A 17,603-nucleotide genomic window follows, 5' to 3' on the forward strand; every position below is an offset into this window, starting at 1 on the left:
TTCACACAAGACGATCAGCGCCGGAGCAACCTAACAAACTTACCCCCAACACCCCAAGAAAGCAAACCCAGTAAACACCAGACAAACCAACCCGAAACACCAGAAAACAACCGAACAAACGGCCATCAACAAAAAAGGGGAACGCCATCCCCAACACTCAGGACAACTCGATAAACACTACACACAAAGCGTGGCTGGCACAAATCCACACAGGTTTACTTGGCCAAGGAAAGGACCTTCCACAATCTGCGTAAATTGCGCCGAACTTGCAGGCCGAACTTGCAGGCCGAAAATATACTTCGCAACGCGAGTCGGTACTGGTCCCGGCGGGTGATTACTAGCGGTCGGCGCGGCTGCAACGATGCCGTGAACGGTAGTCGTCATCAACTGCCTCCGGTTCTGAAGATGGAACTGCTGCCGTTTCTATGGATTCAACATAAGGGCCTTGAAACACAGACGTCCTAATTTGGACGGTATTGGAGCGCGAAGCAGCTTCCGCAGTGCCGGTAGCCTAGGGCGCAGTTCCGGCAGCCTAGGGGTACACGCACTTGGGCCGGGATGCATCCCTATATATACGTGCCTTCCAGTGCCGTTCGTGGGTTGGCGGCACTGGGGACACAAAAAATCCCACCGAAATGATCCGATGGGATTCTTTGAAGCTCCAAGACTTTTTCACCTTGGGATTTATTTCAACGTGCGCGAGGGGGGATTTGAACCCCCACGCCCTTTCGGACACTGGCACCTGAAGCCAGCGCGTCTGCCGTTCCGCCACTCGCGCGTTGCGGCTATTTCACAGTCTCCCTTTCAGGTTCCAGTGGAACAGCGTGATCAAGCATATAGGACACTCAACCGAAATACCTAAACGACCCACCAGCGGCACGCGTGCGGCACCATATGGTCCTACGCCAGGGGTCCTGTCGCTCTTCCATGCGCTCCGAACATAGCGACTTCGAACCACCCTTTGAAAACCATACTGAGGGATGAAATCCGCCCCTTTCGGGGAATCAGATAGAGTTTTTTCAAGGCGCGCCCCGTAGTATCGTCTCTGTGGCGCGTTGCTAGCGGTTCGGGCAACCGCTCCGTGGGTGCGGAGTCTCGGGCCCAATGGTAGTTTCCGCCAGTCAGAAAATCTTGGAGAACGACCAAGCGTTCAAGCACTGAGCGCTGCAACTTGGGAGAGGAGACCGATGGGACTGTTTGACAACGTTGAAAAAGGCATTGAAAAGGCAGTTCGCGGAGCCTTTTCCCGGGGATCAAAGGTCTTGCAACCGGTGGAGATGGCGAGTGCTCTGCGCCGCGAACTCGACGATAAAGCTATGACCCTGGACGCCGGGCGCACACTTGCACCTAATACGTTCAATATTGAGTTGGGCGATTCCGACTTTGAACGGGCACGCTCTTGGGGCGTCACGCTAGCCGAGGAACTCTGTGATGTAGTAATAAATCACGCCCGGAGCCAGGGGTATGTTCTCCAAGGTCCCGTCCGAGTATCTTTTATCCATCAAGAGCAGCTTCGCCCGGGCCAGTTCGACGTCGTTTCGGCCACCGAAAAGGAAAGTGCTCGTTCCTCCGCTGCTCCTGCAACGGCGCCGCGTCAGCCGCCTCGTTCCGCATCTGCCACGCCAGCCCCGGTCTACAATCATCAGCCAGCCGCTGCGCCGGCGCCCACGGGGCAGCCTGTTTTGGATATTGATGGCCAGCGCTATTCACTCAATGCCAGCTCCATCATCTTGGGGCGCTCCTCCGAAGCCGACATTCTCATTGATGACACCGGAGTCTCCCGTAAACATCTTGAGATCCGAACCCGCGACGGCGTGAGCACTGCAGTCGACCTGGGTTCCACCAACGGTAGCTTTGTCGATGGGCACCGAGTACGGGGCAGCGCCTCGCTGGCAGACGGATCGACTATCACCATGGGGCGCACACACATCATTTTCCGCATTTTGCCAGCCCGGAACGGTGGACGCCCATGAGTGACCTCAGCCTTACCGTTACCATTTTGCGCTTCGGATTCCTGGCTCTGATGTGGGTCATGGTCTTTAGCGTTGTCGCTGCCATGCGCCGGGACTTAGTGATTGGTAGGAAAGCAAAGGTCGGAGCTCCGTCGGCTCGGCAGGTCCGCAAACACCCGGAACTAGAACAACCCGCTCCGCCTGCAAAGCTTCAAGCGCGAGAATTGGTGGTCACTGAGGGCCCACTTTCCGGGACCACTTTAGAACTTTCTGATTCCCCCATTTTGTTGGGGCGGGCTCAGGACGCAACTTTGGTACTTGAAGACGACTACGCTTCGGGGCGCCACGCACGCTTGTTTCCTCAAGGAACCCGCTGGTTTATTGAAGACTTGGGCTCTACCAACGGCACGTTTCTTGGCGGCACCCAACTGACGCGCGCCCTCCCTGTAGAACTCGGGACGCCGGTGCGGATCGGCAAAACGGTCATTGAATTGAGATCGTGACTATGGCCGAAACCACTTTGATACTAAGGTATGCGGCCAGATCGCATGTCGGTCTGGTCCGGGCAAAAAATGACGACTCCGCCTACGCCGGCCGCTATTTGGCTGTGGTCGCCGATGGCATGGGGGGCCATGCCGGCGGCGACGTCGCCAGCGCTTCAACCGTGCTCGATTTGATCCATTTGGACCATGGCAACTACACGGATGATGCAGGAACTCACCTTGCTGATGAAATTCAGAGCGCGAATTCCCTGTTGTCAGAATTGGTCCACGTAAATCCGAAACTCGCCGGAATGGGCACAACTGTCACGTCGTTGCTGCTCTCGGGCCAGCGGCTTGCGTACGCGCATATCGGCGATTCACGCGCCTACCGTCTGAAGAACAATACGTTCGAGCAGATGAGCAACGATCACACTTTCGTACAACACATGATCGACGAAGGCCGCATGACGGAGGCGGAGGCAGAAGTCCATCCTCACAAAAACGTGCTTATGCGCGTGCTGGGCGACGTTGACGCCTCGCCAGAGCTGGATCTGAAATATTTCGATGCGGAGCCGGGGGAACGTTGGTTATTGTGCTCAGACGGACTGAACTTTGTGCGTCACGAAATGATCGAGGAGGTCATTCGGCACACCAAGTCGTTAGCTGCGGCCGCAGACACTCTTATTGAGCTCACATTGGCTGCGGGGTCACCAGATAACGTCACGGTAGTCATTTTCGATGTGGTTGAAGCTTCTCCCGATGACACACAGACAGCGGCACTGGAAACAATTACCCCTTCCGCAAAGTCCAGAACATCCGAAGTGCTTGAGGACGATGCCCCCGTCGTTGCTGATCCTTCCGACAGCACACAGGCCGGTCCCCTTGACGAGCCGAAAGTACTGAAGGACGACGTCGGCGCCGCCGCTATAGCCAGCCCAACGGCCAATCAGCCAGAGCCCAAGAACGAAGACATTCCCGAGGAAGAGCTCGATACTCATATCAGGGCAAGCGCAGTCCATCATGAGCTTTCGTTGCGACCTCACGAATTAGTTGGCGCTGCCGTAACCGCCAATGCAGAGGGAAAAATACCCCGCTTGGAGCATCGTCCCCCCACTCAGCGCGCGGCTACAGTACTTACACACAAGCCAGTAGATACTCCCGTAATCTCGGATGAGACCGAAGAATCCCTGCCACGGGCGCATTACCGCCGCTTGGTACTTCTCATACTGGGCATATTGGCGACGCTGGCGATCGTAGCAGGCGGATGGCTGGCGTACACCTGGACACAGGCACAGTATTTCGTTGGCCTCTCGAACGGAAACGTTGCTATCTATCAAGGTGTCTCCCAGAATCTGGGCCCGATTTCGTTGTCCCATCTTTTGCGAGAAACGAGCGTCTCAGTGTCCTCCCTGCCGGAGTACTCTCAACAATTGGTCACGGCAACCATGCCAGCTTCCACCTTGGGTACCGCGGAACAACTCATCAGCGACCTTCAATTGGGCACGGGTTCCAGTCTGCCTCCTTGCAATCTGCTACCCACCAGTTCAGCTACCGGGACTTCCTCGGCCGCAACTGGTGGGACGATCCCAGCTACAGCTCAACCTTCTACGCCTGGAAATAGCCCGGCTGCTACTGCCACCCCCATCTCCACGGCCCCACCGACATGTAGCCCGGGAGGCGGAAATTGAGTCAATTAGCGACTGTAGCGAAGCCACGCCGCAACTCTGAACTTCTTTTGTTGGTGCTGGCTTTGGGTGTAGGAGTGATGGCCAACGCTCTGGTCAACCTCAACCTCGGCCGGACGTTTGACAATGATTTCTATATCCAGACGGCAGTACTGACCGTGTTGTCGCTGGCTATGCATGTTTCTCTGCGTTTCCGCGCACAATATGCAGATCCGGTCATATTACCGGTGGTTGTGGCTCTCAACGGCATTGGGTTAGCCGTTATCCACCGGCTTGATATTGTCACCGGGGATAATGCTGGCCCACGCCAATGGTTATGGACGACCCTCGCAGTTGCCGTCGCCGTAACTGTGATCTGGATGCTCAAAGATCACAGAATTCTACGCCGGTATACCTACATTTCACTGGTTTTGTCGGTAGCCCTCCTTCTGATGCCGCTAGTACCTGGCATCACAGCTGGGGACGTCAACGGCGCAACAGTCTGGATCAAACTCGGGCCGTTCACCTTCCAACCGGGAGAAATTGCGAAGATCACCCTGGCTATATTCTTCGCCGGGTACCTTTCCTCCAACCGGGACCTGATCTTGCTGGCAGGCAAAAAGATTGGTCCTTTACAGCTTCCTCGCGCCAAGGATCTAGCGCCCATGATCGTGGCATGGATGGCAAGTGTTGGCGTGCTGGTATTCCAGCATGACCTCGGGACCTCAATCCTGTTCTTCGGTCTATTCATGGTCATGATCTACGTGGCGACAAGCCGCGTCAGCTGGATTTTGATCGGTTTGGTACTAATGGCAGTTGGTGGCACGGCCGCTTACAAGATTTTCCCCCACGTCGCCCGTCGCATTGACGTGTGGATACATGCCCTGGAACCGGCTTACATTGATGCCCCTTACGGCAGCGGACAGGTAGTCCAGGGCCTTTTTGGTATGGCGAATGGCGGGTTGACAGGTACCGGCTTGGGTCAGGGTTCACCGCAGGGTGTGCCGTTGGCCAATAGCGACATGATTGTTGCCAGCATTGGTGAAGAACTTGGTCTTGTCGGTCTGTTCGCAATTGTCTGTCTCTACGCTTTGCTCGTTGCGCGCGGATTCCGAGCATCTTTGGGAACTCGCGATGCGTTCGGCAAACTACTCGCTGTGGGCCTTTCGTTCGCCGTCGCATTGCAGTGCTTTGTGATCATTGGCGGCGTCACTCGTCTGATTCCATTGACAGGACTCACCACGCCTTTCTTGGCTGCTGGAGGTTCCTCACTGTTGTCCAACTGGATCATTGTGGCCCTGATCCTTAAGATTTCAGATGCGGCACGCCGTCCAATCAACGTTTCTGACGGCCCCAACAGTGAACGTCAACGGGAGGTGTCCGCGGTATGAACCAAGCCATTCGAAATTCATGGATAGTGGCCATCACCTTGTTCGCCCTACTCTTTGGGTCTATCTCCTACGTTCAGTTCTTTGCTGCCGATGCTCTCAACAAGAACCCGAACAACAACCGCCAACTAATTGCTAATTTCTGCAGCAACCGCGGGCCGATCCTTGTGAGCGGGCATCCCATTGCCGAGTCCGTCGCTACGGATAACGACTGCAAGTACCAACGTAAGTACAACGATCCCTATCTGTATGCCGGGCTGACGGGATTTTACAGTCTCGGCAATGGCCAGTATGGGTTGGAGGAAGCCATGAAAGAGGATCTGGCTGGCACGTCCAACGATGCTCTCTTTGAGCGGATCGCCCAAACTTTTACCGGCGCCAAACCTCAGGGGCGTTCGGTGGAGTTGACGATCGACGACTCCATTCAAAAGCTGGCTTACAGCATGATTCCCGACGGTGTTGCCGGTTCCATTGTGGTGATGAATCCGAAGACCGGTGCCATCATCGCCATGGCATCCAAACCGTCCTACGATACGAACTTGATGGCCAGCCACGACTCGTCCGTCGTTGCCAAGGCTTATGACGAACTAGTCCAAACGCCCAGTATCAACTTGTTTGGTTCCCCGGCCTTCACGCAGACGTACGCCCCAGGATCAGTCTTCAAGTTAGTCGACACCGCGGCGGCCTTGGAGTCAGGGAAATACAATAAGGACAGCGTGTTGGCGAACCCGGCGGAACTAGCCTTTCCCGGCATCAACTACGCACTGCCCAACTATCGTTACGGCCAGTGCTACTCCCAAACAACGGCTACTTTTAAATTTGCTCTTGAGAACTCCTGCAACACTCCATTTGCGAGCATTGCACTGGACTTGGGACAGGACGCGATCACTAAGCAGGCAGAGAAGTTTGGTTTCAACGACTCCTCTGTGAAGATTCCCATGGGAGTAGAAACCAGCCGTTTCCCCGGAAGCACGGGCGTTCTGGATCCGCCCTCACTAGCTCAAAGCGCCATTGGCCAGCTTAATGTCACTGCTACACCACTTCAAATTGCCATGATGACCGCAGCGATTGCCAACGACGGCAAACAAATGAAGCCAAATCTTGTCCAAACTGTTCGCTCGCCGGATTTGAAAACCGTCTCGAGTTTGACTCCTGAAGTCCTGCGCCAATCCACAACCCCGGCAATTGCCCAACAAATCAAAGACTGGATGGTCAGTGTGGTAGATAACGGCATTGCTTCAGGCGCGGCCGTACCAGGCGTGAAAGTGGCTGGCAAGACAGGTACCGCGGAGGTGGCCAATAATTTGAACAATGCATGGTTTACTGGCTTCGCGCCGGCAGATGATCCCCAAGTCGTTGTATCGATTGTCATGCCGAACGTAGACGTGGCCACCGGTGCACTTTTAACTAGTCCAAATGCAAGCAAACTCTTCAAGGCGGTGTTGAAAAAGTGAGGCCTACATCAGGAATCACCTTAGGCGGCAGATTCCAACTCACCTCACGCATTGCCATTGGCGGCATGGGCGAAGTTTGGAAGGCGCAGGACATGGTCCTGGGCCGCATAGTGGCCATCAAAATCCTCAAGGATGAATACACCGGGGATCCGGGCTTTAGAGCCCGCTTCCGGGCAGAAGCTAAACACACGGCCCTGCTGAACCACGTCGGAATTGCCAACGTCTACGATTACGGCGAAGAGGACGGTTCCGCCTACTTGGTCATGGAACTTGTCCCTGGAGAACCGCTCTCCACGATGATCGAACGCGAGCATGTGCTCTCAGCCGACTGGACTTTGTCCATGATTGCCCAGACTGCCCGCGCCTTGTCCGTCGCGCATGCACAAGGTCTGGTGCATCGCGACGTGAAGCCTGGCAATTTACTCATCACACCTGATGGGCGGGTTAAGATCACCGACTTCGGCATCGCAAGACTGGCCGATCAGGTGCCGCTCACGCAGACCGGTCAGGTCATGGGGACGGCCCAATATTTGGCCCCCGAACAAGCCACAGGCCAAATTGCAACAGGCTCCTCGGATATATATGCTCTTGGCGTTATAGGTTATGAGTGCATTACCGGACATCGCCCCTTCTCGGGGGAATCACAGATCGCGATTGCTCTAGCGCAGGTCAACGATGCTCCGCCACCATTGCCTGACACCTTACCGACTCCGGTACGTGCACTGCTGATGTCCATGCTTGCCAAGGATCCCAGCAACCGACCAGCCAACGCGTTGAAGCTCTCCGACGCCGCCGAGGCCATTCGAGAAGGCAACATCAAGGCCGCCCATGCCGCAGTACCTGGCATGTTGCTTTTTGAATCCACCACGGGCCCCATCACGGCACCTGTGGATATCAATGCCACGGCACCCACCTCAGTGGTGGGAAACGTTCGCGAACCAAGCACGTCGGCGCTTCCCACTGTTATTGGCGGTGCCGTCCCGGAGTCCACCACGGACAAGCCCATGACACGCGCCGAAATGCTCGGTGCCGAGCGGGCCTGGACGGCGGGCCCGGACCCCGAGCAGGATGATTTCAACTCCGAAGACACCGCTGAGGAACCGGCCAAACGTGGGCGCAGCCCGTGGACCTGGCCGGCCGTAGCTTTGATAGCGCTTCTGATCTTTGCGCTTGGAGCACTGCTCCTGCAGAGTTTGGGAGTTTTTGATTCCGCCAAAACTGGTCCCGTGCAAAGTTCCTCCGCCGCCACGACCACGTCCGCTGCTCCCACCACTGCTGCGACATCTGCCACACCGTCTGCGACTCCGTCCGCATCAGCGACGCCCACCACGGTGACAGTGTCTGCGGACCAGTTCAGGGGCCGGCCCTTTGATCAGGTCCGGACCCAGCTCGAGAACATGAGTCTGCAGGTAAACCGCGGGGAAGATGCTTTCAGTGCAACCGTCCCAGCCGGCAGCGTCATCGATTTGACTCCCACTGGCCCCATGAAGGTTGGCTCAGAAATAACCGTCACGGTTTCCAAGGGTGTGGAACCTCCCACCATGGTGGCTGTCCCTTCCTCGGCGGGAATGACGGGTGATGCCTACGATCAGGCCATTGTGGCCGCCGGGCTCCAGCCGGCGCGGGTCGAGGAAGCTTCCACGGTGACCAAGGGCAACGTAATCCGCACCAATCCGCAGGCTGGCACCCAAGTGGCCAAGGGTACCGTGGTCACCTACTACGTCTCCTCCGGACCGCCTGCTGCGGCAACAACCCCCGCAGTACCGTAGCGTCTCGCCTAGCAACTTCCTTGATTTTCCAAACAGCCGAAAGGACCGACCGCACTCATGAGTGTTCCGCGCGTCCTTAATGGACGGTATGAAATAGGGGAGTTGCTGGGCCGCGGTGGCATGGCAGATGTCTATATGGCCCGTGACACGTTGCTGGGACGTACTGTTGCCGTCAAACTGTTGCGTGGAGACGTTGCCCGTGACTCTCAACTTCAGGCGCGCTTTCGCAGGGAGGCACAAGCTGTTGCTGGGCTGAACCATCCCTCGATCGTCGCCGTCTATGACACCGGAGAACACGCCAACGGGGACCCTCTTCGCGACGGGACCACCCTCCCGTACATCGTGATGGAATACGTCCACGGTAAGACGTTAAGGGACCTTATCCATGGTGGCTCACTGAGCATTGAGCAATCCACTGAATTCACCCTTGGAGTGCTTGCGGCGCTGGAATATAGCCACCGTGCCAGCATTGTGCACCGCGATATCAAACCCGCCAATGTCATGGTGACAGAGGATTCCGAGGGTCGGCTTCACGATGTGAAAGTCATGGATTTTGGTATCGCACGGACCATTTCAGATTCTTCCGCCACCATGACTCAAACTCAGACGGTGATGGGAACCGCTCAATATCTGTCGCCAGAACAGGCTCGTGGGGAGCCCGTGGACGCCCGCAGCGACCTATATTCCGCAGCCTGCCTATTTTATGAAATGCTTGCCAGCCGCCCCCCTTTCGTTGGGGACTCACCCGTTTCCGTGGCGTACCAGCACGTTCGCGAAGTTCCGCCGGCGCCGAGTAACTTCAATCCGAAGATATCTGCCGCCCTAGATAGTGTCCTGCTGCATGCCTTGCAAAAAGACCGCGAGGACCGTTTTCAGGATGCAGCATCTTTCCGTCGGGCCCTCCGGGCAGCCCGCACCGGCGTGCTTTTGGCGACCACCAATGCACCTGTGACAACTGATCCAGTAGAAACCGTTCCGATGCCTCCGGCACCGTCTACGAACCTTGGTAGCACCTCGCGTAATCCTCTGGCTGTCCAAGACGATGGCCCCTCCACCCGCGCCATGGCAAAGGTTTTGGCCGGCGGGGCATTGACCCATGACGGCGTCGTCGAAGAAGACCCTCGAGAGCCGGCAAAGTCCGTCCAACGACGCCGTCGCGCTTGGACCATTACCCTTTTTGTCTTTCTGGCTCTCATACTTGGTGGCGGCGCGTTCCTCGGCTGGACCATGATGAATTCCAAACCGCCGGCCGTGGTGCAAGTTGCGATCCCCAGCCTGGCGGGCTTCAGCGAGGAGGACGCCATGGCCAAGCTCAGCGCCTTGGGCTTGGAGGGCCATCACGCAGAAGCACATTCGACCACCATTCCTAGCGGTAAGGTTATCCGCACAAATCCTCAAGCGGATATTCAGGTCAACCTCCACTCCACGGTCGACGTTGTGGTTTCCACGGGCCCTTCAGCAGTCACCATTCCCACAGACCTCGCGGGTAAGACTGAGTCAGAGGTCAGGGGTGAACTCTCTGCCTTGAATCTTGTGTTCAAGTCCAACCAGTTTGTGGACAACGGGCAGATTTTGGCAAACCTCGTGGTGACCACAGATCCAGAACCGGGCAAGACTGTCCCGGTTGGCTCCAGCATTACCCTTAAGATCTCCAGCGGTCTGGTTGTCATGCCTTCGCTCTTTGAACTGACAAGTGATCCGGCAGCCGTCAAGGGCGCGGTAACAGAAGCTTTGGCGAACGTTTCGCCTTCTTTGACTGTGGACTTTGAGGAAGCGGAAAACTCCGCAGTGGCTCCAGGAATGGTCATCGATCAGTCGGAGACAAGCGGATCCCGAATTCCTCAGAGGACCAGAATAGTTGTGACGCTGGCCAAAGAACCGGCCAAAGCAACGCCCACGCCAACGCCCTCAGCCACACCCAAGAAGCCAACATCACCATCGACCGTGCCACCAGCTAAGCCTTAAAGTATCCCCGCCTCAACCGTCATCGGACCTGGTTAGACTAGCTGCTTTACTATTTGTTGATGAGTGGGCTGAGCGTGGCAGCCTTCGTGGCAGCACCGTTTAGCCCCAGAGATTCGAGCCAATTGCCAACCATCTGATAGCCACCCTGTGTGAGTACGGACTCGGGATGAAACTGAACCCCGCACAGCGGTGCGTTCTTATGTACCAAACCCATGATGACGCCGTCGTCCGTCTCAGCTGTAATTTGTAGAACATCCGGAATGCTACTGCGCACGGCAGCCAAGGAGTGGTATCGGGTGGCGGTGAGAGGACTGCCTAGGCCGGCAAAAACGCCGCTACCGTTATGAAAGACGCTGCTGGTCTTGCCGTGCATGAGGTGCTGCGCATGGGTGACAACGCCGCCGTACGCTTCCGCAAGAGCCTGATGCCCAAGGCACACCCCCAGCATGGGCTTGGCATACTGCCCGCACCATTTGATGAGGTCGATACAGACACCAGCCTCTGCCGGCGTGCCTGGGCCTGGAGAGATGAGGACGCCGTCGCGGAGCTTCGCGAGCTCCACCACTTCAGCCAATGTGAGATCGTCATTTCTGACGACGGTCGTTTCCGCGCCGAGTTGCTGGAGATAGCCCACAAGAGTGTAGACAAAGCTGTCGTAGTTATCTATCACCAAAATGCGTGTGGTCATGGTGTTGCGTTGCCACCTATCGTGGAGTCGTTGAGCGGATTGAATTGGCTAAGCCAAGGAAAAACGAACTGCATCAGCACCAAGATCGCCACAGCGATGAACAGTACGGCTGTGACAATGCGGAACCAGAGTGGCCCTGGAAGGTGCCGGAAAATCCATCCGTACATGGCTAACCTTTCGAACTATTCGCCGCGACTTGAGCGGCGATGGCGGCCGGGGGACCAGCACTGGCAGGTTGCCATGATTCCAGCAGAGAATACGCAATGATACGTTCCTCGGATCCAAAGCGGGGGTTGCAGCTGGTCATTGTCATGAAGCGCTCTGTTGGGACCGCACCGGCTTCTGTGGGCACAGGCAGAAGCACATCAGCGCGCGTAGGCAACACGATCTGATTGTTGCGGAAGACGTAGGTGTAATAACCATCCTTGGTTTGGACGTAGATTTTGTCACCTGGGACTAAAGAATCAATGGCGTCCAAGACTGCACCGTGCGTCTGGCGATGCCCCGCTACAGCAAAGTTGCCGATGCCTCCGGGCATGGTGGAAGTTGCATACCGACCTAGCCCGAGGGTATCGAGCTGTTCGCGGGCTACACCGTCGACCAGCGGGCGGCTGTACGTAGCGCCAAATCGAGGTATGTACACCACACCGAATACTTTTCCGGGGGAATCAATATCTGCCATGACCACTGGTGGTCCAAAATCCTTTGGTTCCGCACCACTGTTCACTGGTGCCACGGGACCTTGAAATTCCTTCGCGAACGCTGATATTGCGTGTTGTTGGGCATTGTTCGCATCAATATTGGTCCACCATAATTCCCACGCGATGAAGAGGAGCAAAACCACACCAGCAGTGATCAGCAATTCGCCGAGAATCTGCACAATCGTGCGAAAGAAACCCTGTCGATGGCGTTGGGCGTTTCGCTGTTTTGATCTACGGCCGGCTCTTTCGCCCGGTGCCTTTTCGTCAGTGAAAAGTTCGTCCACACCCACAGCAGCGTCGGTTGGATCTGGCGATCGGGCCACGCGCAATCTCCTCCTGGACGGGGGTCATTGGGCCGTGGAATCTTCGACCGCGTAATTTACAGTTAGAATTGCCTCAACAATACCGGCAGTTGCGCACGCCTGAACAATCTGGTGGGTATCCAGAGCGCTAGTGAACCACACTCCAAGTAGTAGCCGTGCTGCTACACCGACCAAGAACCCAAGGAGCTCCAAGTGCCTGAGTCCAAATCGCGTCGTCGTCCTACTAAAGGACCAGCACAGACGCCCTCGTCAAAGACTCAGAAACCCAATGCACCATGGTTTCTGCCCGTCATGGTCACCTTGATGCTGCTCGGCCTATTTTGGATCATCGTGTATTACATTTCAGACGGCGCCTACCCGATCCCCAACATTAAAAACTGGAACATCGGCATCGGTTTCGCAATCGCACTCTCGGGCTTCATGATGACTACCCGGTGGCACAGCTAAGGCTCAGTCCTCCACCTGGCCACCATCGCCGTAGTCACCAGCGACATATCTTCCCTTGGTGTCCTCTGAAGAATTTTTAGCAATATCCCCGGCAGTGCCGTAATCAGCTTCTACAAAGCGACTCGCCGCATCCTCGGGATCAGCCCCTTCTTTGCCAGTGCGCCCGTAGTCACCTTCAACGTACTGACCCTGGGACTGTGTATCCGCGTGCCCGGCTTCAGTGCCGGCCTTGCCGTATGACCCCTGAACATAGCGGCCGCTCTCGTGCTCTTTTTTACTTGCTTTTTCGTCGGACATTGTTCGGCCCTTCCTTTCACAGTGCCCCCTGTGCTTCCACAAAGCGCCTTAGGCTAACGAGCCGGCAGACCACCCGCGCTCCTTACCTCTGAGTCTAAGCATTTTAGCCATTTAGTGACAGGTTACTGTGAGGGGAATTTAGTCCCCACGTGGCTTCCGTCAAACCACTTGTGTGCTGGTACGGGGCGCGGCAGCGAACTAGGACGACGGCGGGCGCGTTAGCTGCAGCGTTGGCGAGGAGTGCGACGGGGGCGACAGGGCGCAACGGCGACAGAACACAGAAGACAGTCGCGCTGACGAAAGTGCGCATCTAAGGACTAGACAGACACCGCCTGGCGCACTCGTTGAACGATTTTTTGGCGGGCATCTCTTCCCACCACCGTCGGCAGCAAGGGAAACACGTGCAGTTGCCCGTCCTTTTGAATGAACTCTATGTCTACGCCGGCCTTGGTGGCTTTCTCAAAATAGAGGCGGGAGTCGGGGTTGAGGATGTCGCGAGTTCCCGAAAAGAGTGTGATGGGTCCCAGGCCCTGAAGGTCACCATTAAGAGGGCTGACCAAGGGATTTTCCACGTTCAGACAGTCTTTCCAAAGATCGATGAAGACCTTCGTCCCCTTGGTTCCGAGCCACGGATCACTGGGCTGAACCTTTGCGATGTCCGGATTCTTCATGGACAGGTCAAGGGCCGGCGAGATGGCAATTGTCCGTGGCAAGGTCAGGCCATGGTGATCCCGAAGCTGCAGGGCAGCGGACAAGACAATCTGCCCTCCGGCCGAGTCCCCTGCCAGTATGGTGGGGCCATGCGTCTGCGTGGATTTGTGGGCCATATCAGTGACGCTTTCAACGACCGCCTCCGATGTTCCAAAAGGGATCAACGGATAGATGAGAACCTGGACGAGTGTGCTCGCTTCGGCAGCAATTTGAGCAGCAATTTGCCAGTGTTGAAGCGATATCTCGTTTACCCATCCGCCACCATGGATGTATAAAACGTTGCCCTGAGCGGGCGTGTTCTTCGGTGACACAGTGTAGACGGGCCATCCTGCAGCATTGCGTTCTGCGGAGACTAGAACATCTGCTCTGAGCCGCCGGGGCGGCCCAGAGCGTGCTGGGCGGAGAGTTCGTTCATGCAGGCGCCGACGAGCTCCTGACTCCGTCAAGAACGCAGCGTTTGCTTGCGTGAGCCGCAAAAATACCGGAACCAAGGCTTCGGGTAAAATCATGTGTCAGGGTGTCCCTTTCAAATCAGAAATTTCGAGCGAGGGATTACTGGCCGTAAGCATAGCCTTGTTCACCTGTCCAGGAGACTAGATTCGCAGATATTCGGTACTATCTAGCTGTTGGGATGAGGCACATCTTCCGCGGTCGAACCATGTACAGTATGTTGCGTTATGTCGCCCGACCCCACTTCGCCTGAGCCCACTTCATCTGTGCCCGCCCCCCTGTGGCGCCGGCTGCTGCGGCAACCATTGTTGTGGGCTGCACTGTGCGTTGGCCTTGCGCTGCCATGGTATTTCACCGAGAACGCTCTGGAGCTGCCACCGTTTCTGCTGACTTTGGTGGGCGGGTGGCTGTGCGGTTTTGCTTTCGTCAATTTCACATTTGCTATGAAGAACGTGAAATACGGTCTGCTTGTTCATCTAGTTGGCGCAGCCATTTTCGGTTTGATCCTAAGATTGGGCACGCTCGTTAGTGGCAGCATGCGGGCCCATCTTCCTCAACCAGTTCTTGCGCTGTCCTATCTCGTCATTTTGGGTTCGATTCCTGCTGCCGGTTGGGTCTGGCTTGGTCTCCTGAGCCGTGTGACATCCGCTCGGTGGTTCGTGCCCCGAAAAGAGAAACCGGTACGAATCGCTCCGGCATGGGAGTTCAGGACAACGCACAGATTCATCCGATTCTCCGCAATACGGATGCCCCTGCGAACACTCGGGTGGATCATCGCAGCTGTCGTCGTCGTCCTTGGCTCGGTCACCACCATTACGCTCATAGCAACCGATCTAATCCGTTACATCAGCAGTGGAACTCTGTTTGTTTTCTTGTTCGGCACTGCGATTGCCCTTCCGGCCTACTTCATCCTCACCACCCTATTGAAGCGCAAAACGGTTACCTGCACCGTTGAATTCGCACCCGATCATATGCAAATCGACGCCGGCACGGAGATCATTCGTCTCGGCTTGGCTGATCTGGATCGCTTTCTCTGGCGATGTGAGAGCGACTATGCTCGTCTCGAAGTGCGCGGAGGCGGACATGATATTTCACTAATCACGGGAATCGCTCGGGTACCATCTACCGTATTGCCCGAACTTCCCAAGCTGCCAGGCGAGATTGCGCGCCGACTTGCCGCGGCCGGGCTGGTTCAGCAGCGCACACGCCGTGTCGGGGTTACCGTGTTCACGCGTCTTTCGGTGTGTAAGCATTGAGTGAACATGCTGGCACAGACGCCGTATGAGAGCCTGGTCTCCCTCCTCGCGAATATTTAGGGGATGAGAACGACCTTTCCGAACACCGTTTTTGATTCAGCGAGCGTCATCGCACGGTTTGCTTCTCGCAGCGGTATGCGTGCTGCGACGTTTGCCGTGATCTTCCCATCAACGAGCAGGCCAAGCACGGTGGTTAGATCCGCGGAGAGGTTCCCTCGAAATGCTTTGGCATGCAGAGTCTTACCTTCCCAGAAGTTGAAGAACAACGCTCGGCGGCGGTTGGGCAACAGAGTCCAAAGCATGAGACGAAAATAGAAGCTAAGAAAGCTCAGATTGATATTGTTTGTTTCATCACGCTGGGCCGCAGTGCCGTAGGCCACGAGCGTGCCACCGGGCGAAAGCAGGTTGAAGGAGCGTTTGAAGCTCTCCTCGCCGAGGTGGTCGAAGACGGCATCGACGCCACCGGGGGCGATCTGACGAACCTGAGCTCCAAGGTCTGGATCGTTGTAGTCAATCGGTTCCACTCCCAATTCACGTAGCTGCGCGTGATACCGGGGCGACGCGGTCCCGATCACGTGTACGCCAGCATTGCGGGCCAGTTGAACCAGAGTGCTTCCTACGCCGCCGTTGGCTCCATGGACTAAAATAGTGTCGCCAGATTTCACGCGGGCTTTACGGTGCAGCATCTGCCATGCGGTGACCCCGTTGACTACAACGGACTCGGCCTCAGCGGCATCTAGTTCATCGGGGACGAGGACTACGTCACGCGCATCGACGAGGACATGGGTACTCCAGCCGCCGGTCTTGATGACCGCTGCGACACGGCGGCCGGCAAGTGCTTCGTCGCATCCGTTCCCTGTTGCGGTGACTATGCCGACGATGTCATAGCCAGGGACGAACGGAAACTTCGGCTGCCCTGGATACCGGTTGCGACGCATTTGTTGTTCTGCAAATGAGACACCGGTTGCCAACATCTTGATGAGGACTTGGCCAGGTGCGGGGCAAGGCATGGGTAGCTGGCGAACAATCAGACCATCAGGCAAAACGACGCCGGGCAGCACGACGTCGGTCAGTGTGGTTGTTGGACTAGTCATGAAAAAGGCCTTTCACTGAATGGAGAATATTCGAACGCTCTTTTGGTGTGGTGGTTGGCGTTAAGCGACGTGGACATGACGATCAACACCAATTATGAACAACGTTCTCGATTTTGATCAGTGTATACGCTTCGAAAACGTCTGAGCAAGAACACCGTTCACGATTACGTCTTGTGTTCTCGCCGGATGATATATTGAAGTGCATGAATACCTCCGGAAATGCACGGGCAAGAGTCCGCGCAACACTGACACGCGAGATCCTTGACGTGGCTCGCCACCAATTAGCCGCTGTCGGAGCTAACGCATTATCTCTTCGTGCAGTAGCTCAAGAAATGGAAATGGTGCCTTCCGGGCTCTACCGCTACTTCGCAAGCCGGGACGTCCTGCTTACAGCATTGATCATCGAGGCATACGACGCTTTGGGTGACCAAGCAGAACGCGCTCTCCTAGATATCCCTGCGGATGACTATCGCAACCGGTGGCTCACCGTTTGCGGCTCAGTGCGAGACTGGGCCCTGGCGCACCCTCAAGAATTCATCCTGATCTACGGCTCTCCCGTTACGAACTATCGCGCACCAGCGGACACCATTGCACCAGCTGCCCGGGTGTACACACTTTTGCTAAACATCGTCAACGACAGCGTTGTTGCCGGACGATTTGAGTCGCCCGCCACTGAACCTGCAATGGCTGAACCAGCAATGGATAGCGGCCTTACCGAAGATGCGGTGGCTCTGCTGTCTTCTCTCAACATTTCTAGCCTCAGCCCTGCCACTCTCTTACGCGCTATCACCGCCTGGTCCCATGTGCTCGGTGCAATTAGTCAGGAACTATTCGGCCATCTCGATGGTGCATTCCGCGAAAAGGGCCATCTATTCGAGTACACCGCAGAGCTCATGGTTGACTTCGTCGGGCTGAGAGCCGAAAACTGACCAAGTACGTTTAGCAGTTGCGGACCAAGGTCT

Annotated in this window: 16 protein-coding genes and 1 tRNA gene; 10 read left to right on the forward strand and 7 right to left on the reverse strand. The window is 56.3% G+C overall.

The annotated features are described in order from the left end of the window. Window positions 1-695 precede the first annotated feature (695 nt). Window positions 696-778 (reverse strand) — tRNA-Leu (locus LOH53_RS05330). 409 nt (window positions 779-1,187) lie between these two features. Between LOH53_RS05330 and LOH53_RS05335 the strand changes: the two genes are divergently transcribed. The 7 genes from LOH53_RS05335 to pknB are packed head-to-tail and all read left to right on the forward strand — an operon-like array spanning window position 1,188 to window position 10,674. After that, window positions 1,188-1,973 (forward strand): FhaA domain-containing protein, encoded by a 786-nt coding sequence (locus tag LOH53_RS05335; RefSeq protein ID WP_230066698.1) that lies wholly within the window; start codon window positions 1,188-1,190, stop codon window positions 1,971-1,973. Next, entirely contained in the window at window positions 1,970-2,455 is a 486-nt protein-coding gene (locus LOH53_RS05340) for an FHA domain-containing protein FhaB/FipA (protein WP_230066699.1), read from the forward strand. The genes LOH53_RS05335 and LOH53_RS05340 overlap by 4 nt, the downstream gene beginning before the upstream one ends. Window positions 2,456-2,457: 2 nt before the next feature. Continuing rightward, window positions 2,458-4,122 (forward strand): PP2C family protein-serine/threonine phosphatase, encoded by a 1,665-nt coding sequence (locus LOH53_RS05345; protein ID WP_230066744.1) that lies wholly within the window; start codon window positions 2,458-2,460, stop codon window positions 4,120-4,122. After that, window positions 4,119-5,489 carry an FtsW/RodA/SpoVE family cell cycle protein gene (locus LOH53_RS05350; protein WP_230066700.1) on the forward strand — a complete coding sequence of 457 codons (1,371 nt, stop codon included), beginning with the start codon at window positions 4,119-4,121 and terminating at the stop codon, window positions 5,487-5,489. The genes LOH53_RS05345 and LOH53_RS05350 overlap by 4 nt, the downstream gene beginning before the upstream one ends. After that, window positions 5,486-6,940 (forward strand): peptidoglycan D,D-transpeptidase FtsI family protein, encoded by a 1,455-nt coding sequence (locus LOH53_RS05355; protein ID WP_230066701.1) that lies wholly within the window; start codon window positions 5,486-5,488, stop codon window positions 6,938-6,940. The genes LOH53_RS05350 and LOH53_RS05355 overlap by 4 nt, the downstream gene beginning before the upstream one ends. Next, complete coding sequence (locus tag LOH53_RS05360; protein WP_230066702.1) at window positions 6,937-8,709, forward strand: protein kinase domain-containing protein; 1,773 nt, start codon at window positions 6,937-6,939, stop codon at window positions 8,707-8,709. The genes LOH53_RS05355 and LOH53_RS05360 overlap by 4 nt, the downstream gene beginning before the upstream one ends. A 57-nt stretch (window positions 8,710-8,766) precedes the next feature. Beyond that, window positions 8,767-10,674, forward strand: a complete 1,908-nt coding sequence (pknB, locus tag LOH53_RS05365; RefSeq protein WP_230066703.1) for a Stk1 family PASTA domain-containing Ser/Thr kinase — start codon at window positions 8,767-8,769, stop codon at window positions 10,672-10,674. A 49-nt stretch (window positions 10,675-10,723) separates the two neighbouring features. On the opposite strand, the gene LOH53_RS05370 is transcribed toward pknB, so the two are convergent. Genes LOH53_RS05370 through LOH53_RS05380 form a run of 3 tightly spaced genes read right to left on the reverse strand, consistent with a single transcriptional unit; the run spans window position 10,724 to window position 12,353 of the window. Continuing rightward, on the reverse strand, window positions 10,724-11,362 hold the full coding sequence (locus LOH53_RS05370; RefSeq protein WP_230066704.1) for an anthranilate synthase component II: 639 nt from the start codon (window positions 11,360-11,362) through the stop codon (window positions 10,724-10,726). After that, on the reverse strand, window positions 11,359-11,529 hold the full coding sequence (locus LOH53_RS05375) for a hypothetical protein (protein ID WP_230066705.1): 171 nt from the start codon (window positions 11,527-11,529) through the stop codon (window positions 11,359-11,361). Before LOH53_RS05375 ends, LOH53_RS05370 begins: the two co-directional genes overlap by 4 nt. A gap of 2 nt (window positions 11,530-11,531) precedes the next feature. Next, entirely contained in the window at window positions 11,532-12,353 is an 822-nt protein-coding gene (locus LOH53_RS05380) for a class E sortase (RefSeq protein WP_376991820.1), read from the reverse strand. A 225-nt stretch (window positions 12,354-12,578) separates the two neighbouring features. Here LOH53_RS05380 and LOH53_RS05385 point away from each other — a divergent pair, with 225 nt between their 5' ends. Then, window positions 12,579-12,833 (forward strand): cell division protein CrgA, encoded by a 255-nt coding sequence (locus LOH53_RS05385; protein ID WP_230066706.1) that lies wholly within the window; start codon window positions 12,579-12,581, stop codon window positions 12,831-12,833. A gap of 3 nt (window positions 12,834-12,836) precedes the next feature. Here the strand turns inward: LOH53_RS05385 and LOH53_RS05390 are convergent, their stop codons facing one another. Together LOH53_RS05390 and LOH53_RS05395 are read right to left on the reverse strand one after the other, a co-directional pair. Beyond that, entirely contained in the window at window positions 12,837-13,130 is a 294-nt protein-coding gene (locus LOH53_RS05390) for a hypothetical protein (protein WP_230066707.1), read from the reverse strand. Window positions 13,131-13,447: 317 nt separating this feature from the next. Beyond that, the gene (locus tag LOH53_RS05395; RefSeq protein ID WP_230066708.1) at window positions 13,448-14,350 is read right to left on the reverse strand and encodes an alpha/beta hydrolase fold domain-containing protein; all 903 of its coding nucleotides are present in this window, start codon (window positions 14,348-14,350) and stop codon (window positions 13,448-13,450) included. A gap of 207 nt (window positions 14,351-14,557) precedes the next feature. Here LOH53_RS05395 and LOH53_RS05400 point away from each other — a divergent pair, with 207 nt between their 5' ends. Then, a complete protein-coding gene (locus LOH53_RS05400) occupies window positions 14,558-15,547 on the forward strand; it encodes a hypothetical protein (protein ID WP_230066709.1) in 990 nt (329 codons plus the stop codon). A 56-nt stretch (window positions 15,548-15,603) separates the two neighbouring features. Here the strand turns inward: LOH53_RS05400 and LOH53_RS05405 are convergent, their stop codons facing one another. Further along, on the reverse strand, window positions 15,604-16,641 hold the full coding sequence (locus LOH53_RS05405) for a medium chain dehydrogenase/reductase family protein (RefSeq protein ID WP_230066710.1): 1,038 nt from the start codon (window positions 16,639-16,641) through the stop codon (window positions 15,604-15,606). A 203-nt stretch (window positions 16,642-16,844) separates the two neighbouring features. Here LOH53_RS05405 and LOH53_RS05410 point away from each other — a divergent pair, with 203 nt between their 5' ends. Continuing rightward, the gene (locus LOH53_RS05410) at window positions 16,845-17,570 is read left to right on the forward strand and encodes a TetR/AcrR family transcriptional regulator (protein WP_230066711.1); all 726 of its coding nucleotides are present in this window, start codon (window positions 16,845-16,847) and stop codon (window positions 17,568-17,570) included. The last annotated feature ends 33 nt before the right edge of the window (window positions 17,571-17,603 follow it).

The organism is Arthrobacter cryoconiti, assembly GCF_020905375.1.
GTDB classification, from domain to species: domain Bacteria; phylum Actinomycetota; class Actinomycetes; order Actinomycetales; family Micrococcaceae; genus Specibacter; species Specibacter cryoconiti.